Here is a 24,120-nt window from a genome sequence, read left to right on the forward strand (position 1 = left end):
CATATGGGCAATTCGGTTCGCGTTCTTTCGACACTGGCGCTGAAGGGCGCGGTCGCGCGGCTCGCCGCTGCCTATCAGGCGGCGAGCAGCGTTGCGATCGACGCCGATTTCGCCCCGACGCTGGCACTACTCGAACGCCTGCGCGGCGGCGAGGGCTCCGATCTCGTGATCCTGACCCGCGAGGGCCTCGATGAGATGATCGGCGAGGGCCGCGTTGCGCGGGAGAGCGCAGTGGATCTTGCGCGCTCCTATGTCGGCGTCGCGGTGAAGGCGGGAGCCGCGCATCCCGACATCGCGACTGAAGCCGCGCTACGTGCGGCGCTGCTCGGTGCGCGGGCGGTGGCCTATTCGCGGCTCGGCGCCAGCGGCATCCTGTTCGCGCAGCTGATCGAGCGTCTCGGCATTGTGGAGGCGATCAACGCGCGGGCGGTGATCATTCCGATGGGCTTCACCGCGGAAAAGCTCGTCACTGGCGAAGCCGACCTGGCGATCCAGCAGATCAGCGAGTTGAAGCAGATCGATGGCATCGAGGTGGTCGGGCCAATTCCGCTGGGTTTGCAGACGCCGGCGGTGTTCTCCGCCGGCCGCATGGCAGCGTCGCAGCGCGCGGCGGCCGCCGATCACCTGCTGCGCTATCTGTCGTCGGCTGACGTCGCGCCAGTGCTGCGCGAGACCGGGCTCGAGCCTTGAATTCGCCCGCACCGCGACGCAACCTGCTGGTCATGTTCAAACCACTTCACGCGATTGTCTTCGCTGTGGCGCTGGCCGCGCCCGTGCTTGCCCATGCGCAATCGGCCGACCTCGTGCTGTGCGACCGGCTTGCCGCCGATCCCACCGATCCCGACAAGCCGGCCGACGTGAAGGGCGTGCCCGACATCGCGTCGGCCGACATCGCGACCGCGATCAAGTACTGCGCGGTGGCCGCAAGATCGTCGCGCCGCGCGATGTACCAGCTCGGCCGGGCCTATGCCGCCAACCGGCAGACGGCGGAAGCCGCAAGCGCTTGGCGCAAGGCCGCCGACAAGGGCTCGACCTCGGCGATGGTCGAGCTCGGCGTGCTCTACGGCAACGGCACCGGCGTTGCCAAAGACGAGGCGCAGGCCCGCAAATTGTTCGAGCGCGCGGCGCAGGCCGGCAACGCGCGCGGCGTCAGCAATCTCGCCGCGCTCGGCGGCGGCGGCGCGGCAGCTGATCCGGCACGCGCGCGCGAATTGCTCGCCAAATCCGCCGAGACCAATGCCGAAGCGCAGTACCAGCTCGGCATGATGCTGGCCGAAGGCCAGGGCGGCGCGCAGGACGATGTCGGCGCGCGGGCGCTGTTCGAGAAGGCCGCTGCGCAGAACCATCCGGGCGCGCTGGAGCGGATGGGCGCCTTCGCGCAGGCCGGTCGCGGCGGGCCGAAGGACAGCGATGCCGCAAAAGCCTATTACGAGCGGGCGGCGGCGCTCGGCGACGAGGATGCCAAGAAGGCGCTGGAGCGGGCCCGCTGTCCCTATGTCATCAAGGACAAGCGCGGCAATGCCGTGACCAATCTCTGCTTCTAACCGAACTGGAACGCTCTCCGCGGCATGTCGTTGACATGCGAAAGGCATTGGCGAGGCGTTGCGATGATCCGCAAACTAAGTTCCGGCGAGTACCGGCTCTATTCCCGCAAGGTCAATCCGAAGACCGGCAAGCGCCGCAATCTCGGCACCTTCAAGTCGCGCGCGGCGGCGGAGAAGCACGAGCGCGACGTGCAGTATTTCAAGCGCCACTAGTTCGGAGTTGCGCGACTTAAGGCACTGGGCAGGCCGCGCCGGTCTTCACCCAGGCCTCGACCAGCACGCCGGCCTGCGCCTGCGTGCCCGGTGCCGGTGCGCGGCCGAAGCCGGGATGCCAGGCCCAGCCCACCAGCGTGTCCTTGCCGATATGCTCGATCAGCTCCTCGACCTTGCGGCCGCCATTGCGTGCCGGGTCGCGGATTTGCGCGCAAATCTCGCCGACGGTCTTGCCGGCCCATGCCATCTCGCGCGGCGCAAGGTGCCATTCCGGGTGTCCCGGCACCCGACCGGGGTCGAAATTGGCGTGCTGGTGACAGATCGAGCAGCGCATGGCGTCCTTGCCGTGGCCGTCGGCACCGCGTGTCACCGGCGGCTGATGCATGCGGCTGATGTCGCCCTGCCGCGGGCTGTCGCCGGCGGGATGGCAATTGGTGCAGCGCGGATGCGTCAACACCTTGCCGAGCTCGGTGAAGATCGCCGCCGAGCGCTGCTCGACATTCTCGATGCCGGCAAAGCTTTCCGGCGAGGCGAGGGCGTGGCTCGCGCTTTCCGACGCCGCGTAGCCTGCGCACAGGCTGGTCACGAGCGCCGTCAGCACCGCAACGATCCGAAACCGCGTTTGCGATGGCATTGCTCGCGCGCTCACTTGCTGGCGGTCAGATAGCGTTTGGCATCGGCGAGGATCACGTCGCGCACCGCCTGGTGATACTTGATGTAGCCGGTGCAGCGGCACAGATGGCCGTCGAGCGCATCCGCAATGACGCTCTCGAGCTGGTCCCGCGCCACCGGCGCCTTCGCCAGCCGTTCGAGCAGCACCTGGCCTTCGTTGAGGAAACCGGCCGTGCAATAGCCGCACTGGAACGCGAAGTGCTCGATGAAGGCGCGCTGCAACGGCGAGAGTTCGCCGTCCCTGGCGTGGCCCTCGACGGTGCGGATCGCCTTGCCGTCGAAATTCGCGGCCGGCACCACGCAGGTCGGGGTGGTGTAGCTCGTGCCGTCGGGATTATCGATGATGACGGCACAGCTCAGGCATTGCGCGGCGCCGCAGCCGAACTTGGTGCCGGTCATCCCGAGTATTTCCCGAAGGAAATCGTTCATCGAGAGGTCGTCGCGGACCTCGATCGGGCCGTGCTTCTGGCCGTTGATGGTGAGGTTGAGCGTCGTCACGCCAGCGCTCCCTTGAGCAGGCTCGTTGTCACCGGCAGTGAGCGGAAGCGGTGACCGGTGGCATCGTTGATGGCGTTGAGCAGCGCCGGCACGATCGGGATCATCACCACCTCGGCCATGCCCTTCGGCGGCTCGTCCGGCGTCAGCGGCGGCAGCATCTCGATCTCGAGATCGTGCAGCGGCAGGTCGGAGCCGCGCGCGATCAGGTACTGGCCGAGATTCCACTGCCCGTTGCCGGGCCCGCCCTCGAACGGCGGCAGGGTTTCCAGCAGGGCGTAGCCGACGCCCATCGCGAACCCGCCATGCGACTGGCCGAGCACCAGTTCAGGCACCAGCGCCTGGCCGCATTCGAACACGCTGTAGGCCTTGGCGATGCGCAAGCTGCCGGTCGCGCGCTCGATCTCGACGCGGACCAGCGTGCCGCACATCGAGGTGTAGGCGGTGCCGATCCGGTTGTTGTCGGTCGGTGGAAATTTCACGCTTGTTCGGTCGATCCGCTCGAACTGGCTCCGGCCGCGACGAATAGCGAGCGCGTCGATCTCGGCGCGGTACTGCTCGCCGAACAGCGGGAAGCGGGCGCGCGACCAGGCCCAGCGCGAGAAGCTGTGCGCGATGGCGCCGGTGACGAAGCCGCGCGCATGCGCGGTCGCGGCAAGCTTTGGCAAGGGTAGCGGCGCGAGATCGTCGAGCACCAGCTGGCCATCCTTCCAGTGCGCCTTGTCCCATTGGCGGGTGCGGGGATCGGCCTTGGCGATGTGCCAGAGCTCGAGCGCCGCCGGCCACAGGCCGAAGCGGAAGATGACGCGGGCCGCCTCGGCCGACGAGTGCGTGCCGACATGGGCGCCGATCGACGCGCTGGTTGCCGAACTGATCGCCGGCACCCAGCGCGGGTTCTTCTCGGCGAGATCCTGGGTCTTCTGATCCATCGTGTAGGGATCGCCCGAGGTGACGAGCCCGAGCGCGTCGTAGCTGTCGACCCGGGAGACCGCGACCTCGTCGGCGACGGCGCCGAGATGGCTCGCGACCCGGTTGGCGAGCGCGGTGCCGACGCCGTTGCCCATCTCGACGTGGTCGCAGTGGATCGCGATCCGTCCCTCGGGGTCGATCTCGACCCGGCCGAGCGAGCAATCCGCGCCCGAGCCGTAATCCTTGGTGACGCAGGCGACGCCGGTGCCGACCAGGCGTCCCTCCGGCGCCTTCTGCTTGAAGCCAGCGCGCTGTTGCCAGATCGGATGCTTCTCGAGCTTGTCGAGGATGTCTGGCGTGCGCACCGACACGATGTAGGGATTGCCGGTCATGGTCCGGCCGTTCTGCTTCAGCGCATTGTTGCGCCGGAACGCGATCGGATCGACCTTGAGCTCGCTCGCCGCCTCGTCAACCAGGACTTCGAGCGCGGTCATGGTCTGCAGCGTGCCGTAGCCGCGCATCGAGCCTGCGGTGACGCCGCGCGAGTGCAGCGCCACGGTGGTGACGTCGACTTTCGGGATGTCGTAGATGCCGATCGCGGCGGTCGCGGCAACGACCGCGACATTGGCCGAGAAGTTGGCCAGCCCGCCGCCGTCGAGCACATGATCGGCGGCAAATGCCGTGATCCTGCCGCTGGCGCGATCGATGCCGATCCGCGAGCGCATCTTGATCGGGTGGCGTTTGATGCCGCCCTGGAATTGCTGGTAGCGGTCCTGCGCCAGCCGCACCGGCCGGCCCGGGAAGAACATCGCCGCCAGCGCCACGTAAAGCACGAACGGGGTATGGTCGCGGCCGCCGAAGCCGCCGCCGACATGGGCGAACTGCGCGTTGATGTGCGAGGGCCGGAACGGCGGACGAGCCTTGCCGAGCATGAAGGCGATCGACTCGGTCGCCTCATAGGGCGACTGCACGCCGAGCACCAGTTCGAGATTGCCGCTGTTGTCGCTGTACCAGGCGAGCCCGCTCTCCGGTTCCAGGAACATCGGATCGACCGACTGGGTCTCGAACTCGCGGTCGAGCACGAGCTGTGTCGGATCGTCCTTGGCGAGTTGGGCGCGGATCGCTTCGCCATGGGCTGCGGCCTTGGCGTAGTCGGCCTTGGTCTCCTTGGCGAGCGGCAGCCAGACCGGCAGCGCCGCGTTCTGGATGCGGCTCGGCGAAACCCAACCGGCTTGGATCGGCGAATAGACGTCGGGCGCGTCAGGCGAGGCGCCCGCCACGCGCGTGAAGCGATACGCGCCGTAGTTCGGCAGGATGACCGGCCCGGTCTCGTCGCCGAATTTGACGAAGCCGCCGTCGCGCAGCGCGAGGCGCGCGCGGTCGAAGGCGTCGAACTGCTCGAAGATCAACAGCGCGACCGGTTGTCCGAGATAGAGCGGCGTCTTGCCGACCGGGCAGAACAGGTCGCCGGTGTAGAATTCCGGCACCCGCGTGCCGATCCGGTCGAGATCGGCAGCGGTCACGATAACCGACGGCTTTGCCGGACCATCGAGACGGGCGAGGTCCATGCCGGCATAGACATGCGTCGCGTCATCGGCGCGGACCAGGATGGCGTGCGCGGTGGTCGCGGGCCAGCCCGGCATGTCGGCGGCGCGGAAGTCGGACGCGTAGAGTTTTGCGCCGGTGACCTTGGCCACGCCGTCGACACGGCCGGCGCCCTTTTCCGCCGGGTTGAAATAGCCGCGGCCGGGCAGCGTCTCGCGGGTCGCGAAAGCCGGTTCCTTCGCCAGCGCCAGATGCGACAGGCTGACCGAGATGCCGCCTGCCGACAACCACTTCACGAATTCGCGTCGCGAAGGCCGCATGGTCTGATCTTTCATCGACACCTCGACGACGGCATATCGCGCCGGGGTTTAACAATTGGTGCAATGCACGTGAAAGTATTGCGGCAAAGCGAGCGCAACCGCAACGCCGCAATAGGTCGTAGCTGCCTCACTCGTAGCTTTGGTCTCACTTCAGGTCGGCGATGGTGGCCGGTCCCGGACCCGGCGTGATCAGCGTCGGCCACTGCTTGGAACCGAACGGCACCAGCGGCGGCAGGAAGGCGGTCATGCCGCGCTTCTTGGTCTCGGCGATGATCGCCTCACGCGCGTCGCCCCCCATCAGCTCATAGTCCATCAGGTGATAGCTGCCGAAGAACAGCGCGCCGACCGAGCGGTCCGCGATGATCCGGGTCAGCGATTCCAGCATGTCCGACGGCGTCGTGGTGAAGGAGATCGTCTCGATCAGCATCAGGCGGCTGTTGATGGCGTCGGGCCCGAAGAACTGCGCCAGCACGCTGAAGATCACGTTGTTCTGCCGCGCCACATAGATCGTGTTGCTCGCGCCGTAGGTCTTGTCCCAGTCGGCGCCGAGTTGCGACTTCCAGTCGGCCATGACCGTCATCCAGTGCGCAACCTGGGTCTGCGCGGCCCAGGCGACGTTCTTGGCGAGCAGCGGCGCCTGCTTCTTGCCGAACGCCTCGAGCGTCGCGAAGGGGATCGCGCCGGCGGTGAGGCATTCATCCATGAAGGCGATGTTGTTCTTGAGGATGGCACGGTTGTTGTCGCGCCAGTCCGCCTGCATCGGCGTGGCATCCAGCCCGTCGAGCGCCGACTGCATCCGGCTGCGATAGGCCTGCATCGACCCGCGCCATGCCTTGTCGTCGGGATTGTTGACATAGGGGCCGACCACCTCGGCCAGCGCCATCGTGCTGTGGCCGACCGATTTGAGCAGCTGATAGACGATCGGCACCTGCGGCGCCTCGGTCGGCGGCTTGCCCGGCCGGTACAGGATCAGGCGGCCGCCGGCGCCGGAGAACAGGCCGAGGATCACCGGGTGTTTGTCGAGGATGTTCTTCTGGAAGATCCGCGCCGCATCGCCGTAGAGCTCGAACATGCCGGTGTTGAGCGCGAGCACGTCCTTGGTCGCGACGTCGGCCGGCGTTGATGAGGTCTTACCGGAGATCGGCCCCATATAGTCGGGAAGTGACTGGGCCAGGGCTGTGCCGTCGCCGCCGAGCAGCAGCGCCAGCGCGGCGGCCAGGCCAAAGCGATTGATCATGTGATGCTCCTCGAAGCCTCGCCTGTGTCGAGGCCGGGTGCGGCCGCGCGACCATTGGCGGAATGCGCAAATGCTTGGACACAATGAACTGGGAGATCAGAGAACCGGCAGACCGGATCCCGCGTGACGCAGCACGACGCGGGCGGTGCCTACAGCTAAGCGACGAATCGGCTGCTGTCCACACCCGGACATTGCGGGCGTGCCTGCGCCAAAAGACGCAATGGTGCGGCGCTCGGCCTGGTGCTATGGGGCGAATAGAATCAATTTTATTTTTTGGATTTTTGCGTGCTCAACGGACTTTACAAGGTCGAGTACGGCATCAACGGCGCATTCGGCCGCAGCATCATGTGCATGCATGACGGCAGGATGCTGGGCGGCAATTCGGCCTTTGCCCATCTCGGCACCTATCAGGTGACGGAAGGCGAGATCGCCGCCGAGGTGATCACCGAGCGCCACAATGACGATCCGAACTTCAAGCCGCTGATGGGCGCCGACGTCACCGTCATCAAGGTGCGCGGCAGGAGCGAGGGTTCCACCATCCTGCTCGAGGGCAAGGCCGACGCCATGCCGGACGGCGTGTTCTGGGCGAATTTGGCGCCGCTCGACGACGAGGCCTTGCCGCCGCGCGGGGCGGTCGGTCCCGGCGGCATCGTCAACGGACTGTACTCGATCCATCTGCGCGCGCTCGACGGTGTCGATGCCGGGCTCACCGGGGTCATGCTGCTGATGGACGGCCGCATCCTCGGCGGCGATGCGTTCTTCTACTATCTCGGTTCGTATTCGTCGGCCGATGGCCGCTGGCGAGGCGAGATCGTCAACCAGGAGCATACGCCGGCGAAGGGCGAGTACCCGGTGTTCGGCGGTTATGAAGTCGGCATCGGTTTTGCCGGTTCGTGCCGTGCGGACGGTGCCGAGCTCGAAGGCATCGCGCTGGCCGGCAAGCGCAGCCTTCGCCTGTCCGCCGAATTGCGCCTGATGCGCCGCGCCTGACGAGAGCCCGTCAATCCTTGATCAGAAGCACGCCGCCGATGATCAGCGCGATGCCGGCCAGCCGTGAAACCGACACCGGGTGCTGCGCCAGCCCGAACAGGCCAAAATGGTCCATCGCGATGCCCGCGAGCATTTGACCCGCAACCACCAGTGCCAGCAGGGTCGCGGCGCCGAGCGGCGGCAGCAGCAGGATCATCAGCAGGATAAAGATGCCGCCGAGGACGCCGCCGCTCCAGGCCCACCACGGCACCGCCGTCACCAGCTTCCAGGGCGGCACCGGCTCGCGCGTCGCGACCAGCACGACCGCCATCGTCACGAGCCCGCCGAGATAGCTGACGAGCCCGGCCCAGGCCGGCGAGTTGAGGGCGGACCTGAGATTGCCGTTCAGGACCTGCTGAACGGCGACGCAGATGCCGGCGCCGAGCGCGAGCAGATAGAGAAACCAGACTTGCATAAGATGCCCCAAAACCGATCGTCGAACCGCTTCATGTCATATTCGATTGGCAACGATCGTGGCATGCACGAAACGCGGCACGAACCTGCGGAATGGGCTTCCACCCACGTCCCAGATCGAATAAGAGGCCGCAAACCCTCAGTTCCCCAGTATTAGAGCATGATCCGCCTCGATAACGTCTCCAAGCAAGTCGGCCACCAGATCCTCTTCATCGAAGCCTCCGCGGCGCTCCAGAAGGGCGAGAAGATCGGCCTCGTCGGGCCGAACGGCGCCGGCAAGACCACGCTGTTCCGGATGATCTCGGGCCGGGAAATCCCGGACGAGGGCCAGGTCTCGCTCGATCGCGGCATCTCGATCGGCTATTTCAGCCAGGATGTCGGCGAGATGTCCGGCCGCAGCGCGGTCGCCGAGGTGATGGATGGGGCAGGGCCCGTCAGCGTGGTCGCGGCCGAGCTCAGAGAACTCGAGGCCGCGATGGCCGACCCCGACAAGGCCGACGAGATGGACGACATCATCGCGCGCTATGGCGAGGTGCAGCACCAGTTCGAGGAACTCGACGGCTACGCGCTCGACGGCCGCGCGCGCGAGGCGCTGGCGGGTCTCGGCTTCAGCCAGGAGATGATGGACGGCGACGTCGGCAAACTATCCGGCGGCTGGAAGATGCGCGTCGCGCTTGCGCGTATTCTTCTGATGCGTCCGGACGTCATGCTGCTCGACGAGCCGAGCAACCATCTCGATCTCGAAAGCCTGATCTGGCTCGAGCAGTTCCTGAAGGGTTATGAGGGCGCGCTGCTGATGACCTCGCATGACCGCGAGTTCATCAACCGGATCATCAACAAGGTGGTCGAGATCGACGCCGGCCAGCTCACCACCTATTCCGGCAATTACGAGTTCTACGAACAGCAGCGCGCGCTCTCCGACAAGCAGCAGCAGGCGCAGTTCGAGCGGCAGCAGGCAATGCTCGCCAAGGAGATCAAGTTCATCGAGCGCTTCAAGGCGCGCGCCTCGCACGCCGCCCAGGTGCAGAGCCGGGTCAAGAAGCTCGACAAGATCGAGCGGGTCGAGCCGCCGCGGCGACGGCAGACCGTAGCGTTCGAATTCCAGCCGGCGCCGCGCTCGGGCGAGGATGTCGTCAGCCTGAAGAACGTCCACAAGGCCTATGGCAGCAAGCGCATCTATGACGGCCTCGACTTCATGATCCGTCGCAAGGAGCGCTGGTGCGTGATGGGCATCAACGGTGCCGGCAAGTCGACGCTCCTGAAGCTGGTCGCCGGTTCAACCGAGCCCGACGACGGCGCGGTCGCGGTCGGCGGCAGCGTCAAGATGGGCTATTTCGCCCAGCATGCGATGGACCTGCTCGATGGCGAGCGCACCGTGTTCCAGTCGCTGGAGGACGCGTTTCCGCAGGCCGGCCAGGGCAGCCTTCGCGCGCTGGCCGGCTGCTTCGGCTTCTCCGGCGACGACGTCGAGAAGAAGTGCCGGGTACTCTCGGGTGGCGAGAAGGCGCGGCTGGTGATGGCCAAGATGCTGTTCGATCCGCCGAACTTCCTGGTGCTCGACGAGCCGACCAACCATCTCGATCTCGCCACGAAGGAAATGCTGATATCAGCGCTCTCCGAGTTCGAAGGCACGATGCTGTTCGTCTCGCACGACCGGCACTTCCTCGCCGCGCTTTCCAACCGCGTGCTGGAGCTGACCCCTGACGGCATCCACCAATATGGCGGCGGCTACACTGAGTATGTCGCGCGTACCGGCCGGGAAGCGCCGGGACTGCGGAGCTAGCTCAAGTCCGCCATCGCGCGCAAAACGCCTCGACGTCGCCGGACTGGAATTCCGGCAGGCGCTCCCAGATGGTTTCGGCCGGCCAGTTCCACCAGGCGATCTGCGACAGCTCGGCGGCGATCTTGCGGTTGAACCGCTCCTTGATCGGGCGGGCCGGCACGCCGCCGACGATGGTGTAGGGCGCGACATCGCGCGAGACCACGGCGCCGGCCGCCAGCACCGCGCCGTCTCCGACAGTGACGCCGGGCAGCACGATCACGCCGTGGCCGATCCAGACGTCGTTACCGATCACGACGCGATCCGCGCGTCGGTTCCTGAAGAAGTCATGATCGCGCTCGGCTGAGGCGGTGTAATATTCCGGACAATAGGTGAAGCGATGCTGGGAGGGGCGCTCGAGCGGATGGTTGGGCGCGCCGATCCGGACCTGCGCCGCGATCGCGCAGAAGCGGCCGATCACGGCGTCGGCGACGATGCAGCCGCTGCCGAGATAGGAGTAGTCGCCAAGCTCTGTGTATTCGATCGCGGTGTCGCCGAGAACCTCACAGCAGCGTCCGACCCTGACCTCGCGCAGCTTGACCGTCGGCTCGATGACGGTTTCGGCGATCTTGGGGCGGGTCAGGCTCGGTGCGTTCATAGCGTTGTCCTCGATGCGACGAGCCGCTTCAGTCGCACAATTTCTATGACGGAGAGATGACAGGAGGAGGCCGGATCTAACGCCCGGCGAGGCGGGCGATGGTCTCGATTTCGTTGGTCCAGATCCCGCCGGAATAGCTTTCGGGCAGGCGCCGGAACAGGTCGGCATCGTCGACCCCGGTCGAGAATTCGCCGCCCTGATAAGGCCCGAGCACGAAGACCGCGCTGTTGGCCGCGGCCATGCGGTTGAGGAAGCGGTCCGGCCATCCCCATAGCCAGGGCGCGTAGTTGATCGGCACCAGCACGATGGCGTTGCGGCAGGCATCAGGCACGATGCCGGTCCAGCCATAGCCGATATAGCGGACGAGGCATCTCTTGAGCGTCGCGCGCGAAATGGTTCGGGTCTCCGGCGCAAGCCGCCGGATCGTCTCGATCGGCTCGTCGCCGCCATAAACCATGATCAGCTTGCGCCGTTCGGCGGCGAGCCGGTTCAAGACCGTTGCGAGCTTCTCGCCTTCGGAGGGATCGCGGCTCTTGACGTTGATCAGGAGCCGGCGATCCGGAAAGGTCTTAAGCACCTCGTCCAGCGACGGCATCAGGCCGATGCCCTTGCCGCGGAACGGGAAGGTCTTGCCGTCATCGGCCGTGTAGCCATAGCCGATATCGAGCATCTTCAGCCGCGCCATCGGCTGTTCGCGGGTGACGCCCTGGCCATCGGTGCGGCAATCGACGGTCCAGTCGTGAAACACCGCGAACTCGCCGTCGGTCGTCGGATGGACGTCGAGCTCGACGATATCGGCGCCGCGCTCGAAGCTCGCCCGCATCGAGCGGATCGTGTTCTCGAGATAGTCATGGGTCGGCGGCAGCATGCGCGCCGCGGTGCAGGTGTCGTTCTTGAGGTCGCGCTCGTCGAAGCGCTGCGCCATGCCGCGATGGGCGAGCAGCACCGGCTTGCCGCCGGCATGCGTTGCGAGAAGGCTCGTGTTGTTGAGGTAGATTGCGGCGGCGACGGCAACGATCGCCGCTGCCGCGTATTTCAGTTTCCTGCCCAAGCGACTCGGTTCCTTGCTGGATCGCCGGCCCGGGTAGGGGTGCTTTCTGGTCGATTTGCGGCGGCCTAATCCTTCAAGCCGTCGATTGCGGCAATCGCCCGCACCATCGCGTCCTGGAGCGCCGCGCTGTTGGCGGGATTCGACTGGCGGCGACGGCCGGGATCGTCGAAATCGTGGGTGGCACCCGGATAAACCACGACGTCGATCTTGCTGCCGGCAGCAACGGAGCGGCTGGCGACGTCCCGGCAGCGGTCGGGCGATACTTCCTCGTCGTCCGTGCCGAGCAACATCGTGATCGGTGCTGCCGACCCGAGCGTCTGCGCCAGCAGCGCGGCCGGCCCGCAGCCCGGATAGAACACGAGCGCGGCGCGATACCCCGACGTCGTCGCGCCTTGCCGCTGCATCACGTTCAGCGCGGTGCTGCCGCCATTCGACCATCCCTGCAGGAAGATGCGGTTGCCGCTGATCTCCTGCTGGCTGCGCAGCCAGCTCAGCGCGCCCTCGGCGTCTAGCGGCCGCACGGTCTTTTCATTGACGTCGCTGCGATCAGGATCGTCATGCGTGTAGCGGCCGAAGCCGTGCGCCTTGCCGCGCGGACCAAAACTGTCCGGCAGCAGCGCGAAATAGCCGTGGTCGGCCCAATACTGTCCCCACATCGCGTGGCGCTTGGACAGGCTGCCGGCATTGCAGGCCGCCGACGGATTGGTTCGCGACACCAGCGTGCAGTCCTTGTTGACGTTGGTCGAATAGGGGCCGCCGCGGCCGTGCAGCAGCACGATGGCAGGGTACGGGCCCGGCGTTTGCGGCCTGAACAGGTAGCCGACGATCTCGGTCTTGCCGTCGGCGCTCGGAAAGAAAACGGTGTCGGGCGCGGCTGCCGCCGCTGTCGGCAATGTCGTGAGCATCAGGAGGACGATCGGAATCGCGCAATGGGTCATTCCCGCAGCATGAGCAGGAATTCGGATGAATTGCGGCATGGTGTTTCCCTCCAGCAATGCAAAGCCGCATGGCGTGCTGCACGGCGCTCGGCTTGTGAGGTGAGGTGCCGCCCGCTACGCTTTACAAAAAACCGGGAGCGAAACAACCATGAAGCAGATCAGGATCGGCGACATCACGATCGACGCGGTGATCGAGCGCGAAGGACCGTGGCGGCGGCCGCAGGATTTCTTCCCGACCTACAACGACGATGTGTTCAAGCATCATCTGAAGACGATGGAGCCGGAGGTCTTCGATGCCGCGCGCGGCATGATGGTGATCACCTATCAGACCTTCGTGGTGCGGACGCCGCGCTACACCATCCTGGTCGATACCTGCACCGGCGAGGACAAGGGCCACCCGCCGCCGTTCGACTTCCCGGGCAAGGAGCGCTGGCGCAACGAGCTGTTCGCGCTCGGCATCTCCTATGAGCAGATCGATTATGTGTTCTGCACCCATCTGCACATCGACCACACCGGCTGGAATACGACGCTGCGCGACGGGCGCTGGGTGCCGACCTTCCCGCACGCGAAATACGTCTTCCACAAGGGCGAGTATGCGGCCTGGGAGGCCGAGAACGCCAAGGGCGCCAATCCGCCCGGTACGGTGTTCCGCGACAATTGCCTGCCGATCGTCGAGGCCGGGTAGGCGCTCCTGGTCGACGACGACTACGCGCTCGACGACACCGTGACGCTGACGCCGACCCCGGGCCATTCGCCCTGCCATTGCTGCATCAACATCTTCTCGAAGGGGCAGCGCGCGGTGGTCGCCGGAGACCTGATGCACCATGCAATCCAGTGCCGCGAACCGGAATGGTCGGCCAAGCCCGATTGGGACCCGAAGCAGTCGGCGATATCGCGGCGGAAATTCTTTGCCTCCGTTGCCGAGACCGACACGCTGATCCTGCCGATCCATTTTCCGGCCCCGACGGTCGGCCTGATCAAGGCGGATGGCGATCGCTTCGACTATCGCTTCAAGCGGGAGTAGGCGCGCGACAGTCGGTAGCTCAAGGTCACCGCGCTGCGCGGGTCCGGCGCGGGACCTGGGTCAGAAACCGTTCCAGATCGGCGCACAGGCGATGCGCCATTTCCTCGTCGATCGCAAACGTCGCGACGCTGCCGGCGCAGTCGATCTCGATGGTCCCGCGCAACGGTGCGGCGGAGGCGGTCGATACCCTGATGTTGGTCGCTCTCTGTACGGTCATGTCGTCAACTTCCCTTCGGGCCGGTTGCGCCAATCCTCATTTTGCAATCCTCACCTTGGAATGACGGGGCGTCCCTTTCGCCGTCTCTCTTCGATGAACCTCACGCCGATCTCGGCACCGTCGACGCGAACGAGCTCGCAGCGGCGGAAGGCCAGTCCACGCGAGGACAGCACCAGGAAGAACTCCTGGGCCTTCAGCACATCGAGCGATCCGTCGACCTCGAGCCGGGCCCCGCTCTGCGAGACGTCGAGCAGGATGCAACTCCGCCGCCACGTGCCGTCGACACCCATGAGATTGACAGGATAGCGCGTCTCGAGCCTGACGCGTTCCGCCCTGCGGTCGCCATACGTCATTGCATCACTCGCACGATCTGAGAGCGCTTCCTGCCCGGGAGCGCTTCGTCGTTACCGTGGCCCGCGCCTCCGCATCGTCGATTGTGGCTGGTGGGGTCGCGGAGGCGCGGGCTGCGCCGGCGTCGATGGCGGCGCGGATCGTGTCCTGAAGATCGGGCCGCGCAAGCTTGAGCAGCCGGGCCTGCTGGCGCGGCGTGGACCGCATCACGAGGTCGGCAAGAACGCGGCGAGGTAGATCCTTGCGCGAGATCAATCCGTCGGCGATGTCGTCGTCGCGCTCGGCAGCATCGACCATCATGGCGAGGCCCGCGCCGGTCAGTTCAGCGCCGGGATTGCGCGCGAGGACTCGAAGCACGCTGCTGTCGCCTCGCATCAGGAGAATGTCCGTGAGCTCCGCATTGACGGCCTTGCGTCCTGCGATCGCGCAGAGGTGTCCCTCGGCCCGCATCCAGGCGATGTCGATCAGGTCGGCATCGGGGAGGCATTCGCATTTGCGCAGGATCGGAGCGGCGACATCGGCGTCGTCATGGTTGGCAAGACGGCGCGCGAGTTCCCGCGGCACCAGGCGCAAATCGGCAAACGAGCGGCTGAGCGTGGTCAGGGTCCGCAGTTCGACGCTCTCGGTCAGGCGGACCAGGATGCCGTCGAACATCTCGACGTGGTGCGCGCTGAGGCGGTGAGCGTCTTCGAGAAACAACCCGGCCACCTCCTGCAGCATGCGCGTGCGGAGGTCGGGCGAGCCAGCTTTCAAGACATGGTCGAGTTTGGCAATAAGATCGGGCGAGGCAATAACTGTCATTGCGGTCTCTAAAATGGTCCGCGACGAGGAACATCATCGTTCCCGATGCCAATTTGCTCCTCGAATCTTTAATAGGGGTATAGAAATTGATGGGGAGGGCCGATCGCGGCGGTGGATATCTCGCTAAAGACTATCGAAATTCGGCAGCCGCGTTACATTGGCGGATTGTCCGGTTCGACGAACGGACCGCATTTTTCCTGATTGAACCTATTGGACGATTCGCATTTTGTGCATGAAATTTATTGATGCGGCCGGCGCGCAAGGCGCCGCGTCGCGCGCAATTTTTCAAGAGCATTTCACGGGAGCGGTCATTTGACGGCGCCATTACCGGTGCCGAGAGTCTTTCGTTTTGACGATGTTGATGCATTTCGGAGTTCGATCCGAAATCTGGATGTTGATTTCACGCCACTCGCGCGGAAGATTTCGGCCGAGCAGGTCATCCTGAGTTTGCCGGGATGCGAGCTCAACTACACGCAGTCCTTTCCGCGGATCGTCGACGCACAGCTTGCGCCGCACACCACTGCGGTCGGCTTCACGATGGATGACGGGGTCCCGATTCGCTTCAACGGCGTCGAGCGCGATCGCGCGGTCATTGTGCTCGGTGGCGGCGGCGCGTTCTACTCGTCGGTGGAGGAGACGCCCCGCCAATATGCCTCGGTGATGTTTACGCCGGAGATTGTCGACCGCGGCTGGCCGCAGGCGGGTCTCCATTTCAGCATTCACGAAATTTCTCAACGCGCGCAGGATCGGCTGCGCGAAGTGGTGAGGCACATCCTGCTCGTGACCTCGCAGCCGACCGAGGATGCCCCGTTCGCTAGCGGCGAGTCGATCAAGGAGACGCTGCTTGCGGCGATCGACAACGCCTTCGCCGAGATCGTGCCGGCCAAGTGGACGACGCGGGCCAACACGACGCGCCAGTTCAAGGTCTTCAACGACGCGCGCGCAATTCTGGCAGGCGACGTGGCGCACCCGATCTACAGCGGCGAACTGGCCAGGCAGATCGGCGTGTCGGTGCGCACGCTGCATGACGCCATCCAGCGCTACCGGGGCGTCAGCCTGCATCGCTATTTGCGGTTGCGCCGGCTCTGGCTGGTGCGCCAGCAACTGCTGGCCGGTGCGCCCAGCGTCAAGATGTGCGCGCTGGCCTACGGATTTTGGCACTTGAGCGATTTTTCGCGCAGCTATCGGTCGCAGTTCGGGGAAGCGCCATCCGAAACACTGGCCGCCTCGCGCCGTCCGGGCGCCACCCGCGCCGATCCGTCCCGCGGACACGGTTCGTAACCATCGATCTGAACGGAATCTTAACGGCCGCCGACGAGCCTGTGGGTACGATTTCACCAGAGGCGACGGCAATGCATCCCCGGAGATTTGCGCGTGTTCGTCCGAGCGGATGCGTGTCCAGTGTGGTCAAGCTCCAGCTTGAACCGAAGGCGCCGCTGATCGAGTGCCGGCTGGTGGACTATTCCGCCGGCGGGGCCTGCCTGGAATTTGCCAAGCCGACCCAGTTGCCGGAACGTTTCGAAATGTTTCATGGCAACACCCGGAAGCGTTGCCGGCGGGTTTGGAGCAGGGGCGTGCGGGTCGGCGTCTCGTTCTGAGGGCGGCCCGCCGATCAGGGGAGATCCACCGGCCAATAGCCGTTCGGGCCGCGCCCTGCGCGACCCGATGGTTTGTCCCGATTGAAGTCTGTCCCGATGAGGGGTGAAAAGGCGTCGGCGAGGGGCTCAGGCGCCGCTCTGGCACTTCTTCATGAACGAGGTCTTGGCCGCGCCGGCGAGCTTCTTGCCGTCGGAGCCGACCGCCTTGGTCTCGCAGGCATCCGTCGTGCACTTCTTCATGAACGAGGTCTTGGCCGCGCCGGCCAGCGGCTTGCCGTCCTTGCCGACGGCTTTCGTCTCGCAGGAGGCGTCCTGTGCAAATGCCGAACCGGCGGCAAAGGTCGCGATCACGGCCGCCAAGAAAATCCGCTTCATCTGGGTTCTCCCTAAACCAAACCAGTGGCCGGATTGGATACGGGATTCTTGGCCCGATCAAGTTCCCATGGCCGATTTTGTCGATAAAATACCCCGATCAGATCAAGGAAATTCCGCGCGCAGCGCGGAACAAAATCGGGGAAGCGCGGAATGGAATTCGAGACGCTGGTACAGTCACGCAAAAGCGTGCGCGGGTTCAAGAAGCAGCCGGTGTCGCGGGCGACGGTCGAGGAGATCATCGAGGTGGCCAAGCGCGCGCCGTCCTCGATGAACACCCAGCCCTGGCACGTCCACGTCCTGACCGGGGCGCCGCTGGAGGAAGTGCGCCGCCGCAACATGGAAGAGATGGTCGCCGGTGCCAAGGTGAAGCGCGACATCGTCGGCCATGGCGAATACCAGGGCGTGCACCGCGGCCGCCAGGTCGACATCGCCAAGAAGCTGTTCGGGGCGATGGGGATCGCCCGCGACGACAAGCCGATGCGGCAGGACTGGGTGCTTCGCGGCTTCCGCCAGTTCGACGCCCCGGTGTCGCTGGTCCTGACCTACGACCGGATCCTCGATCCGGGCGCGGTCTGCCATTTCGATCTCGGCGCGCTCTGCTACGGCATCGTGCTGGCAGCCTGGGATCGCGGCCTTGGCAGCGTGATCAACGGCCAGGGCATCATGCGCTCCGACATCGTGCGCGAGGTCGCCGACATCCCGGAAGATGAGGTGATCATGACCTGCGTCGCGATGGGCTATCCCGACGACAGCTTTGCCGCCAATGCGGTACGCTCCGACCGCGAGGCCAACAACGATTTTGTCCGCTACGTCGGCTTTGCCGATTAGCCGCGTCGTTCGCTTGCTCAGGGGAACAACCTCGTGCGGCACGCTCGGTTGCGCGATGCACGGGCGTGTCCGGCGCATTTGCGTACGCGCCGACCACGCCGCGGGATATTGAATTCCGCGCCGTGAAACCATCGCGCGAGCGTGAGCACGGCTGCGCGTTTCCGCTATTCTCGCCGGTAAAAAATGCGCTACTGGTTTTTTGAAGCACAACAGCGCGGGCGAGGAATCCCAGATGAGCGACGATGAACAGACAGCTATGATCCGCGAGACCGTCGCGAGATTCGTCGATCGCGAACTGATCCCGCTCGAGCCGCACTATCTAAAATCGAAGCTGCCCGGCAGCGATCACCCCGAGTTCACGTCGGAACAGCGCAAGCGGCTGCGCGACGTCTCGAAGGAGCTCGGCCTCTGGGGCCTCGATGCGCCCGAGGATCTCGGTGGCCACGACCTGCCGACGCGCACGATGGCTGCGGTGCACGAAGAACTCGGCCGCAGTTGCGTGCCGTTCGTGCTGCCGCCGGACTCGCCGAACCTGCGCATGCTGCAGGCGGTCGGTACCGACGCGCAGAAGAAGAAATATCTGCAGCCCTATATCGAAGGCCGGATGGCCTCGGCGATCGCGATCTCCGAGCCCGGAGCCGGCGGCGATCCCGCGGGCATGAAGACGCGCGCGGTGCTCGAAGGCGAACAGTGGGTGCTCAACGGCCGCAAGATCTGGATCAGCAATGCGCGCGCCGCCGACTTCATCATCGTGATGGCGCGGGTCGGCAACGATCAGCGCCAGGGCGGCATCACCTCCTTCATCGTCGAGAAGGGCACGGCGGGCTTCATCATCGAGCGCGAGATTCCGATGGTCGGCGGCGGCTCGACCTATGAGATCGTGTTCGAGGATTGCCGCATCCCGAAGGACTCCGTGCTGGGCGAGGTCGGCAAGGGCTATGCGCCGATGCAGCTGCGGCTGCGCACGCGGCGGCTGGAGATGGGATCGACCTGCGTCGGCATCACCAAGCGTGCGCTCGACATGATGTGCGAGCACGCCAAACAGCGCGAGACGTTCGGCGTCAAGCTCGCCGAGCGCCAGGCGATCCAGTGGTGGATCGCCGATATTTCCACGCGCATGCATGCGTGCCGGCTGATGGTGCGCGAGGCCGCCGACAAGACCGACCGCGGCGAGGACATCCGCCACGAGGCCTCGATGATCAAGGTGTTCGCGACCGAGATGGCCTATGACGCCTGCGACCACGCCATGCAGACGCTCGGCGCGCTCGGCGTGACGCTGGAATTGCCGCTGAACGCGCTGTGGCAGAAGGCGCGCCTGATGCGGGTCTACGAAGGGCCGAGCGAGGTGCATCGCCAGGCGATTGCCCGCCGCGTGCTCGGCCTGCGCGGCGGCTAGCAGGGCGCGCGGCCCTCAAGCAAACCCGTCATTGCGAGCGCAAGCGAAGCAATCCATCGTGCCGCAGTGGAGACATGGATTGCTTCGTCGCTGTCGCTCCTCGCAATGACGAGGAGAAAACCTGCCACGTGGTCGCCACGTGCTCTCGATTACGCGGCTCGCACGTCGGACAGGAAGCGGTTGACCTGGCCGGCGAGGTCCTTGGACTGCGTCGAGAGCTGTTCGGCCGCGCCCAGCACCTGGTTCGCGGCGCCGCCGGTGTCGTCGGCGGCGCGCTGCACGCCGGAGATGTTGGAATTGACCTCCTGCGTGCCGCGCGCGGCTTCCTGAACACTGCGCGAGATCTCCTTGGTCGCCGAGCCCTGTTCCTCGATCGCGGCGGCAATCGCGGTGCCGATCTGGTCGATCTCGGTGATGACGTCGATGACGCTCCGGATCGCCGTCACGGTCTCGTCGCTCGCGGTCTGGATCGCGGTGATCTGTTCGGAGATCTCCGTGGTTGCCTTCGCGGTCTGGCCGGCCAGCGACTTCACCTCGGACGCGACCACGGCAAAGCCGCGGCCGGCCTCGCCGGCGCGGGCCGCCTCGATGGTGGCGTTGAGCGCGAGCAGATTGGTCTGTGCCGCGATGCTCTGGATCAGCGTCACGACGTCGCCGATCTTCTGCGCGCCCTCGGCCAGCGAGCGCGCGGTGTCGCCGGTGCGCCGGGCATGGTCGACCGCGCGCGCGGCGATCTCGGTCGAGGTCGCGACCTGGCGGGCGATCTCCGAAATCGAGGAGGTCAGCTCCTCGGTGGCGCTCGCCACCGTCTGCACGTTGGTCGAGGTCTGATCGGACGCCGCGGCGACGATTGCGGCCTGGCGGTTGGTGGCGGCGGCGGTGTCCGACATCGATTGCGCCGTCTCCTCCATCACCGAGGATGCCGCGGACAATCCGCCGACCAGCTCGGTGACCTTGGCTTCGAAGGTGCGGGTCAGGTCGTCGAGCACGCGGGCGCGGCGCATCTTGACGTCGTTCTCGGCTTCCTTCTCGGCGGCGAGGCGATCGGCTTCGATCTTGTTGTCCTTAAACACCTGCACGGCGGCGGCCATCGCGCCGATCTCGTCCTTGCGCGCGGCGCCCGGGATCGTCTCGGCAACTTCGCCCGCGGCAAGACGCGACATCCGGCCGGTGAGGGCCGCGATCGGGTTGAGGATGCGGCGGCGGACCATGACGATCAGGCCGGCACTGACGGCAACGACCGCGAGCAGCCCGATCAGCGCCACCACGAAGCTGAAGCGCGCCGACGAATAGGCGCCCGCAAGGCCTTGCTCGGCATTCTCGTAGAATGCGTCGCGCACGGTGATGATGGAGGCGAGGCCGATCTGGGATTCGGCGTAATAGGTCTCGACGTCTTGCTCATACTTGCCGGAGATCGCGCCTTCCTTGGCGAGCTTCAGCGCCTTGCCGAAACGCTCGACATAGTCGGCCTGCATCTTGCCCAGCGCCGTCAGGACATTGGCTGATGTCGCCGGATTGTTGCGCAACTCCTGCAGCGTCGAGAGGATCTGCTCGGTGCGGCCGGTGCTGCGGAACAGCTCCAGCTTTTCCTGTTCGGTCGCGACGCGCTTGGCGCCGACCAGCGCCTTGTGCAAGCTGGCATTGAGGCCGCCGGTGTCGCGCAGCGTCCAGGCGACATTGGCGTAGCTGGCCTGGCGGTAGGCGTTGCCGTCAAGGCCGGCGAGGCGGCGCACCTGCTCGTCGAGCAGCACGGTGACGCCGGCGTTGAAGACGGAGTTGTCGGCGACGATCTTGGTTGCCGCCGGACGGCGGGCATCGACCGGACCTGCGATCGCCTTCTCGATCGCGTCGCGGAGCGCGACGAACTTGGCCTTCAGCGCATCGATCGCGCTCGCAACCGCTTCGCCGTCGTCGAGCGAGCCGGGCAGCGTGGCGCGGACCTGATTGACCTTGGCGAGCGCGCCGTCGGTCAGCTTGCGCAGCTTGTCGAGATCGGTGATCTGCTTCTGGTCGATCGCACCGGTGCTGAACAAGAGGTTGGTGGACATGCCGCGTTCGGAGTTCATGTAGCGCGGGATGTCGCCGACGGCGCGGACGATTTCGAGCCGGCTCTGCGCGGTCGAGATCTTGTCCATGGTCTGGTACTTGGTCACCGCGACATAGGCCGCCAGTCCGCCACCGACCGCGGACAATGAGACGATCGCGGCCGTCAGGAGAGTACCGATTTTCATGGGATGCGCGCCATTCTTGACGAGAGAGGGGAGGCCTCAACCGTAGCGGGCGTGCATTAAGCTTGGGTTTATGATGCGGGAGCCGCCGCAACGGCCCCGGCCGTTTGGTCCGAAAGTCGAAGGCGCCGCGTCGCCCGGCCGCGCGTGGCGGCGGGCGTGACACGTCAGTGCTCGTCGTCGTCAGCGCCCTTGGCCGCGGGGCGGTGCTGGGTGGCGCCGTTCGAGCCCGCTTCGCCGCAGGGGAGTTGGTTCCAGGTGCCATCGGCGGCCTGCTGATAGGCCTGGCAGCCGGACGAAGTGGTGGTCGTGGATTTGTCGTCGGCCTTCTGCCGCTCGGTACTCTTGCCCAGCGCGGGCGTGGCAACGGCGGCGATGGCTGCGAGCGAGCCTGCGAAAACCAGCTTTGCGATCCGCATGTCGGTTCCTCCTTCTCGAAGCGAAAACATATCCAGAAAACAAATCTGGCGATTTTTGGCCACGGCGAAGGGCCTGCGACGAATTGCTTAATGCCGGCGAAGCGAGCCGGAATGCCGGTTAACACTTGCGCGAGGCGGCTGGCCGCGCGCCGCACCGCAGGACGCTGTTGCCGCAGCGTGCTAGGATCGGCTTGTCATGACCCACCGCATTCTCGTGTTCTACGGCTCCTACCGCTCGGATCGCATGGGCATCCGGCTGGCACACTTCGTCGTCGACGGTCTTCGTGCCCGCGGCAACGATGTCGAGTTGATCGATGCCAAGGAGGTCGGCCTGCCGATGCTCGACCGGATGTACAAGGAACATCCCAAGGGGCAGGCGCCGGCCGTGCTCGAAACGCTCGCCGGAAAAATCCGCGACGCCGACGGCTTCCTGTTCGTCACCGGCGAATACAATTGGGGCATTCAGCCCGGGCTGAAGAACCTGACCGACCATTTCCTCGAGGAATGGTTCTGGCGTCCCGCGGCGATCGCAAGCTATTCGGCCGGGCGGTTCGCCGGCGTGCGTGCCGCGACCGCCTGGCACGGTACGCTGTCCGAGATGGGCATGGTGGTGGTATCGAGCACGATCGGTGCGGGGCCGATCGCGCAGACGCTGTCGGCCGAGGGCAAGCCGATCGGCGAGGGCGGCAAGGCGCTCGAACGCGCCTTTCCGCGCTTTGCCGAGGATTTTTCCTGGTGGATCGAAGCCGCCAAGGCACAGCGGGCGCGCAAGGCGCCGCCCTACTGAGCGCAGGTCTGCCAATCCCGGGAGTTTCGCGATCATGAGCCTCTTCACATCGCCGTTCGATCCCGCGCGCGAGACAGCCCTGGTGACCGGCGCGGGCAACGGCATCGGCCGCGCCATTGCGCAGGCCCTGGTCGGCGAAGGTGTGCGGACGGTGTTTGCCGATCTGCATGAGGACAGGGTTCTGGCGGCGATCAAGGCCGCGCCGCGTCCCGAACTCGCAGTCGGCTGGGTCGGCGATCTCGCGCAGCGCGCGGCGTGCGACGCCCTGCTGGCGCATGCGCAAGCCTCGCTCGGACAGGTCACCCATTTCGTCCACAGTGCTTCGCCGCCGCGCCGCGAAGCCGATCATGCGATGGCCGTCGACGAAGAGACCTGGCGGCAGATGCATGCGGTCAATCTCGATGCCGGCTTTCATTTGTCGCGTGAACTGGCGCGCAGGCTGATCGCGGCGAAGACGCCGGGCTCGTTCCTGCTGCTCACCTCGCTGCATGCCGGCACGCCGCGCAACCTGCCGCATTACTCGACCACGAAGGCCGGCATGGCGATGCTGGTGAAGGAGCTTGCCAAGAGCTGGGGCCGCTATGGCATCCGCGTCAATGCGCTGGTGCCCGGCGCGATCGCGGCCGGCGGCTTCGTCGCCGATCCCGCGCTGGCAAAGCACATTCCGCTCGGGCGGCTTGGCCAGGCGGACGATCTGGCGCCGATGGCGCTTGCCGTGCTCTCGCACAAGCTCTCGGGTTACGTCACCGGGGCGTCGATCGTGGTCGACGGCGGCCTGTCGCTGACCAACTGGTTCGCGCCGCCGGAGCTCGATTGAGGATTCTTGTCTGACGCGTTTTCTTCACGCGAACCGGTGCCCATCCCGCATCAAGTGCGGGACAGGCTTCGCTCGAAAACGCGTTCTATTCCTTCGTCCTGATGTAACCCGCGAGCCGCGTCTTCTGGTCCTGGCACCAGGTCGTCATGCTGCCGGCGCGGCGCTGATCGAGGTCGGTGGTCTGGGTTGCGATCGCGACTTCCGTCATCAGGTCGTCGGCCTGCTTCTCGCCCATCTTGCCGCCGGTATGCATGAAGGCGATCGCCTTGCGCACCTTCTCGGTGGTGCCGTCGGGCAGATGCATGTCCTGCGCCCGCTGCACGAGGTCCTGATAGACCAGATCGGTGCCGGGGCACTCGACCTTGGCGGCGAAGGCCTGCAGCACCATCGTGACATAGGCCGCGCGCGGATCGGCATGGGCAGGGGTTGCTGCGACAATCAGGCCGCCGATCAGCAGGGCGTAACGCATGAATTTCCTCCGGAGGTTTTGGACGT

At 65.8% G+C, this 24,120-nt stretch carries 26 protein-coding genes and 1 pseudogene; 12 read left to right on the forward strand and 15 right to left on the reverse strand.

Translation table 11 applies throughout. From position 1 onward, the window contains the following. The first annotated feature begins 3 nt into the window (after positions 1-3). The 3 genes from ACVI1L_RS32620 (at position 4) to ACVI1L_RS32630 (ending at position 1,757) form a co-directional block, all read left to right on the forward strand. Positions 4-690 carry a substrate-binding domain-containing protein gene (locus ACVI1L_RS32620; protein ID WP_456784758.1) on the forward strand — a complete coding sequence of 229 codons (687 nt, stop codon included), beginning with the start codon at positions 4-6 and terminating at the stop codon, positions 688-690. A gap of 32 nt (positions 691-722) precedes the next feature. Continuing rightward, the gene (locus tag ACVI1L_RS32625; RefSeq protein ID WP_076832067.1) at positions 723-1,544 is read left to right on the forward strand and encodes a tetratricopeptide repeat protein; all 822 of its coding nucleotides are present in this window, start codon (positions 723-725) and stop codon (positions 1,542-1,544) included. Positions 1,545-1,607: 63 nt separating this feature from the next. Then, entirely contained in the window at positions 1,608-1,757 is a 150-nt protein-coding gene (locus ACVI1L_RS32630; protein WP_092086355.1) for a hypothetical protein, read from the forward strand. 16 nt (positions 1,758-1,773) lie between these two features. On the opposite strand, the gene ACVI1L_RS32635 is transcribed toward ACVI1L_RS32630, so the two are convergent. The 4 genes from ACVI1L_RS32635 to ACVI1L_RS32650 form a co-directional block, all read right to left on the reverse strand. Then, positions 1,774-2,391 (reverse strand): Isoquinoline 1-oxidoreductase subunit, encoded by a 618-nt coding sequence (locus ACVI1L_RS32635; RefSeq protein ID WP_456784759.1) that lies wholly within the window; start codon positions 2,389-2,391, stop codon positions 1,774-1,776. 11 nt (positions 2,392-2,402) lie between these two features. After that, complete coding sequence (locus tag ACVI1L_RS32640) at positions 2,403-2,927, reverse strand: (2Fe-2S)-binding protein (RefSeq protein ID WP_456784760.1); 525 nt, start codon at positions 2,925-2,927, stop codon at positions 2,403-2,405. Further along, positions 2,924-5,698 carry a xanthine dehydrogenase family protein molybdopterin-binding subunit gene (locus tag ACVI1L_RS32645; RefSeq protein WP_456785641.1) on the reverse strand — a complete coding sequence of 925 codons (2,775 nt, stop codon included), beginning with the start codon at positions 5,696-5,698 and terminating at the stop codon, positions 2,924-2,926. Before ACVI1L_RS32645 ends, ACVI1L_RS32640 begins: the two co-directional genes overlap by 4 nt. 145 nt (positions 5,699-5,843) lie before the next feature. Further along, entirely contained in the window at positions 5,844-6,935 is a 1,092-nt protein-coding gene (locus ACVI1L_RS32650) for a hypothetical protein (protein WP_229191687.1), read from the reverse strand. Between the two features lie 285 nt (positions 6,936-7,220). Here ACVI1L_RS32650 and ACVI1L_RS32655 point away from each other — a divergent pair, with 285 nt between their 5' ends. Next, positions 7,221-7,925 (forward strand): GrlR family regulatory protein, encoded by a 705-nt coding sequence (locus tag ACVI1L_RS32655; RefSeq protein ID WP_057019933.1) that lies wholly within the window; start codon positions 7,221-7,223, stop codon positions 7,923-7,925. Positions 7,926-7,935: 10 nt separating this feature from the next. Here ACVI1L_RS32655 and ACVI1L_RS32660 read toward each other — a convergent pair whose 3' ends face one another. Further along, positions 7,936-8,379 carry a DMT family transporter gene (locus tag ACVI1L_RS32660; RefSeq protein ID WP_310884743.1) on the reverse strand — a complete coding sequence of 148 codons (444 nt, stop codon included), beginning with the start codon at positions 8,377-8,379 and terminating at the stop codon, positions 7,936-7,938. Positions 8,380-8,538: 159 nt separating this feature from the next. Between ACVI1L_RS32660 and ACVI1L_RS32665 the strand changes: the two genes are divergently transcribed. Next, positions 8,539-10,161 carry an ABC-F family ATP-binding cassette domain-containing protein gene (locus ACVI1L_RS32665; RefSeq protein WP_456784761.1) on the forward strand — a complete coding sequence of 541 codons (1,623 nt, stop codon included), beginning with the start codon at positions 8,539-8,541 and terminating at the stop codon, positions 10,159-10,161. A 1-nt stretch (position 10,162) separates the two neighbouring features. Here the strand turns inward: ACVI1L_RS32665 and ACVI1L_RS32670 are convergent, their stop codons facing one another. From ACVI1L_RS32670 to ACVI1L_RS32680, 3 genes are all read right to left on the reverse strand, one after another. Next, positions 10,163-10,795 (reverse strand): DapH/DapD/GlmU-related protein, encoded by a 633-nt coding sequence (locus tag ACVI1L_RS32670; protein WP_168857003.1) that lies wholly within the window; start codon positions 10,793-10,795, stop codon positions 10,163-10,165. Between the two features lie 76 nt (positions 10,796-10,871). Beyond that, the gene (locus ACVI1L_RS32675; protein WP_168857004.1) at positions 10,872-11,846 is read right to left on the reverse strand and encodes a glycerophosphodiester phosphodiesterase family protein; all 975 of its coding nucleotides are present in this window, start codon (positions 11,844-11,846) and stop codon (positions 10,872-10,874) included. Positions 11,847-11,911: 65 nt separating this feature from the next. Next, a complete protein-coding gene (locus ACVI1L_RS32680) occupies positions 11,912-12,823 on the reverse strand; it encodes a dienelactone hydrolase family protein (protein ID WP_456784762.1) in 912 nt (303 codons plus the stop codon). Between the two features lie 109 nt (positions 12,824-12,932). Here ACVI1L_RS32680 and ACVI1L_RS32685 point away from each other — a divergent pair. Next, positions 12,933-13,808: pseudogene (locus ACVI1L_RS32685) on the forward strand (MBL fold metallo-hydrolase). A gap of 25 nt (positions 13,809-13,833) precedes the next feature. On the opposite strand, the gene ACVI1L_RS32690 reads toward ACVI1L_RS32685, so the two are convergent. The 3 genes from ACVI1L_RS32690 to ACVI1L_RS32700 are packed head-to-tail and all read right to left on the reverse strand — an operon-like array spanning position 13,834 to position 15,177. Next, positions 13,834-14,025, reverse strand: coding sequence for a hypothetical protein (locus ACVI1L_RS32690; protein WP_057019937.1), 192 nt, complete (start codon positions 14,023-14,025; stop codon positions 13,834-13,836). Between the two features lie 50 nt (positions 14,026-14,075). Then, positions 14,076-14,378 carry a PilZ domain-containing protein gene (locus ACVI1L_RS32695; protein ID WP_057019938.1) on the reverse strand — a complete coding sequence of 101 codons (303 nt, stop codon included), beginning with the start codon at positions 14,376-14,378 and terminating at the stop codon, positions 14,076-14,078. Between the two features lie 4 nt (positions 14,379-14,382). Further along, positions 14,383-15,177 carry a DUF2336 domain-containing protein gene (locus ACVI1L_RS32700; protein WP_456784763.1) on the reverse strand — a complete coding sequence of 265 codons (795 nt, stop codon included), beginning with the start codon at positions 15,175-15,177 and terminating at the stop codon, positions 14,383-14,385. A 312-nt stretch (positions 15,178-15,489) separates the two neighbouring features. On the opposite strand from ACVI1L_RS32700, the gene ACVI1L_RS32705 reads away from it, so the two are divergent. After that, positions 15,490-16,458, forward strand: a complete 969-nt coding sequence (locus ACVI1L_RS32705; RefSeq protein ID WP_168857006.1) for an AraC family transcriptional regulator — start codon at positions 15,490-15,492, stop codon at positions 16,456-16,458. A 71-nt stretch (positions 16,459-16,529) separates the two neighbouring features. Further along, the gene (locus ACVI1L_RS32710) at positions 16,530-16,775 is read left to right on the forward strand and encodes a hypothetical protein (RefSeq protein ID WP_076832093.1); all 246 of its coding nucleotides are present in this window, start codon (positions 16,530-16,532) and stop codon (positions 16,773-16,775) included. Positions 16,776-16,901: 126 nt separating this feature from the next. On the opposite strand, the gene ACVI1L_RS32715 is transcribed toward ACVI1L_RS32710, so the two are convergent. Beyond that, entirely contained in the window at positions 16,902-17,150 is a 249-nt protein-coding gene (locus ACVI1L_RS32715) for a hypothetical protein (protein ID WP_021079659.1), read from the reverse strand. A 150-nt stretch (positions 17,151-17,300) separates the two neighbouring features. Between ACVI1L_RS32715 and ACVI1L_RS32720 the strand changes: the two genes are divergently transcribed. Both ACVI1L_RS32720 and ACVI1L_RS32725 read left to right on the forward strand, forming a co-directional pair. Next, entirely contained in the window at positions 17,301-17,978 is a 678-nt protein-coding gene (locus tag ACVI1L_RS32720; protein WP_310884736.1) for a nitroreductase, read from the forward strand. 232 nt (positions 17,979-18,210) lie between these two features. Then, on the forward strand, positions 18,211-19,374 hold the full coding sequence (locus ACVI1L_RS32725) for an acyl-CoA dehydrogenase family protein (RefSeq protein ID WP_310884735.1): 1,164 nt from the start codon (positions 18,211-18,213) through the stop codon (positions 19,372-19,374). 149 nt (positions 19,375-19,523) lie between these two features. Here the strand turns inward: ACVI1L_RS32725 and ACVI1L_RS32730 are convergent, their stop codons facing one another. Together ACVI1L_RS32730 and ACVI1L_RS32735 are read right to left on the reverse strand one after the other, a co-directional pair. Next, positions 19,524-21,605, reverse strand: coding sequence for a methyl-accepting chemotaxis protein (locus ACVI1L_RS32730; RefSeq protein WP_456784764.1), 2,082 nt, complete (start codon positions 21,603-21,605; stop codon positions 19,524-19,526). A gap of 164 nt (positions 21,606-21,769) precedes the next feature. Next, complete coding sequence (locus tag ACVI1L_RS32735; RefSeq protein WP_057019943.1) at positions 21,770-22,021, reverse strand: hypothetical protein; 252 nt, start codon at positions 22,019-22,021, stop codon at positions 21,770-21,772. 196 nt (positions 22,022-22,217) lie between these two features. Between ACVI1L_RS32735 and ACVI1L_RS32740 the strand changes: the two genes are divergently transcribed. Both ACVI1L_RS32740 and ACVI1L_RS32745 read left to right on the forward strand, forming a co-directional pair. Beyond that, the gene (locus tag ACVI1L_RS32740) at positions 22,218-22,808 is read left to right on the forward strand and encodes an NADPH-dependent FMN reductase (RefSeq protein ID WP_057019944.1); all 591 of its coding nucleotides are present in this window, start codon (positions 22,218-22,220) and stop codon (positions 22,806-22,808) included. Positions 22,809-22,842: 34 nt separating this feature from the next. Further along, positions 22,843-23,625 (forward strand): SDR family NAD(P)-dependent oxidoreductase, encoded by a 783-nt coding sequence (locus ACVI1L_RS32745; RefSeq protein WP_456784765.1) that lies wholly within the window; start codon positions 22,843-22,845, stop codon positions 23,623-23,625. Between the two features lie 85 nt (positions 23,626-23,710). Here the strand turns inward: ACVI1L_RS32745 and ACVI1L_RS32750 are convergent, their stop codons facing one another. After that, complete coding sequence (locus tag ACVI1L_RS32750) at positions 23,711-24,094, reverse strand: hypothetical protein (RefSeq protein ID WP_016843931.1); 384 nt, start codon at positions 24,092-24,094, stop codon at positions 23,711-23,713. Positions 24,095-24,120 lie beyond the last annotated feature (26 nt).

The organism is Bradyrhizobium sp. USDA 4516 (assembly GCF_054055915.1).

Coding starts and splice junctions, on each gene's coding strand:
- ACVI1L_RS32620 (WP_456784758.1), top strand. CDS start 4: ATGGGCAATTCGGTTCGCGTTCTTTCGACACTGGCGCTGAAGGGCGCG.
- ACVI1L_RS32625 (WP_076832067.1), top strand. CDS start 723: ATGTTCAAACCACTTCACGCGATTGTCTTCGCTGTGGCGCTGGCCGCG.
- ACVI1L_RS32630 (WP_092086355.1), top strand. CDS start 1,608: ATGATCCGCAAACTAAGTTCCGGCGAGTACCGGCTCTATTCCCGCAAG.
- ACVI1L_RS32635 (WP_456784759.1), bottom strand. CDS start 2,391: ATGCCATCGCAAACGCGGTTTCGGATCGTTGCGGTGCTGACGGCGCTC.
- ACVI1L_RS32645 (WP_456785641.1), bottom strand. CDS start 5,698: ATGCGGCCTTCGCGACGCGAATTCGTGAAGTGGTTGTCGGCAGGCGGC.
- ACVI1L_RS32650 (WP_229191687.1), bottom strand. CDS start 6,935: ATGATCAATCGCTTTGGCCTGGCCGCCGCGCTGGCGCTGCTGCTCGGC.
- ACVI1L_RS32660 (WP_310884743.1), bottom strand. CDS start 8,379: ATGCAAGTCTGGTTTCTCTATCTGCTCGCGCTCGGCGCCGGCATCTGC.
- ACVI1L_RS32665 (WP_456784761.1), top strand. CDS start 8,539: ATGATCCGCCTCGATAACGTCTCCAAGCAAGTCGGCCACCAGATCCTC.
- ACVI1L_RS32670 (WP_168857003.1), bottom strand. CDS start 10,795: ATGAACGCACCGAGCCTGACCCGCCCCAAGATCGCCGAAACCGTCATC.
- ACVI1L_RS32680 (WP_456784762.1), bottom strand. CDS start 12,823: ATGCCGCAATTCATCCGAATTCCTGCTCATGCTGCGGGAATGACCCAT.
- ACVI1L_RS32690 (WP_057019937.1), bottom strand. CDS start 14,025: ATGACCGTACAGAGAGCGACCAACATCAGGGTATCGACCGCCTCCGCC.
- ACVI1L_RS32695 (WP_057019938.1), bottom strand. CDS start 14,378: ATGACGTATGGCGACCGCAGGGCGGAACGCGTCAGGCTCGAGACGCGC.
- ACVI1L_RS32700 (WP_456784763.1), bottom strand. CDS start 15,177: ATGACAGTTATTGCCTCGCCCGATCTTATTGCCAAACTCGACCATGTC.
- ACVI1L_RS32710 (WP_076832093.1), top strand. CDS start 16,530: ATGCATCCCCGGAGATTTGCGCGTGTTCGTCCGAGCGGATGCGTGTCC.
- ACVI1L_RS32715 (WP_021079659.1), bottom strand. CDS start 17,150: ATGAAGCGGATTTTCTTGGCGGCCGTGATCGCGACCTTTGCCGCCGGT.
- ACVI1L_RS32720 (WP_310884736.1), top strand. CDS start 17,301: ATGGAATTCGAGACGCTGGTACAGTCACGCAAAAGCGTGCGCGGGTTC.
- ACVI1L_RS32725 (WP_310884735.1), top strand. CDS start 18,211: ATGAGCGACGATGAACAGACAGCTATGATCCGCGAGACCGTCGCGAGA.
- ACVI1L_RS32730 (WP_456784764.1), bottom strand. CDS start 21,605: ATGAAAATCGGTACTCTCCTGACGGCCGCGATCGTCTCATTGTCCGCG.
- ACVI1L_RS32735 (WP_057019943.1), bottom strand. CDS start 22,021: ATGCGGATCGCAAAGCTGGTTTTCGCAGGCTCGCTCGCAGCCATCGCC.
- ACVI1L_RS32740 (WP_057019944.1), top strand. CDS start 22,218: ATGACCCACCGCATTCTCGTGTTCTACGGCTCCTACCGCTCGGATCGC.
- ACVI1L_RS32745 (WP_456784765.1), top strand. CDS start 22,843: ATGAGCCTCTTCACATCGCCGTTCGATCCCGCGCGCGAGACAGCCCTG.
- ACVI1L_RS32750 (WP_016843931.1), bottom strand. CDS start 24,094: ATGCGTTACGCCCTGCTGATCGGCGGCCTGATTGTCGCAGCAACCCCT.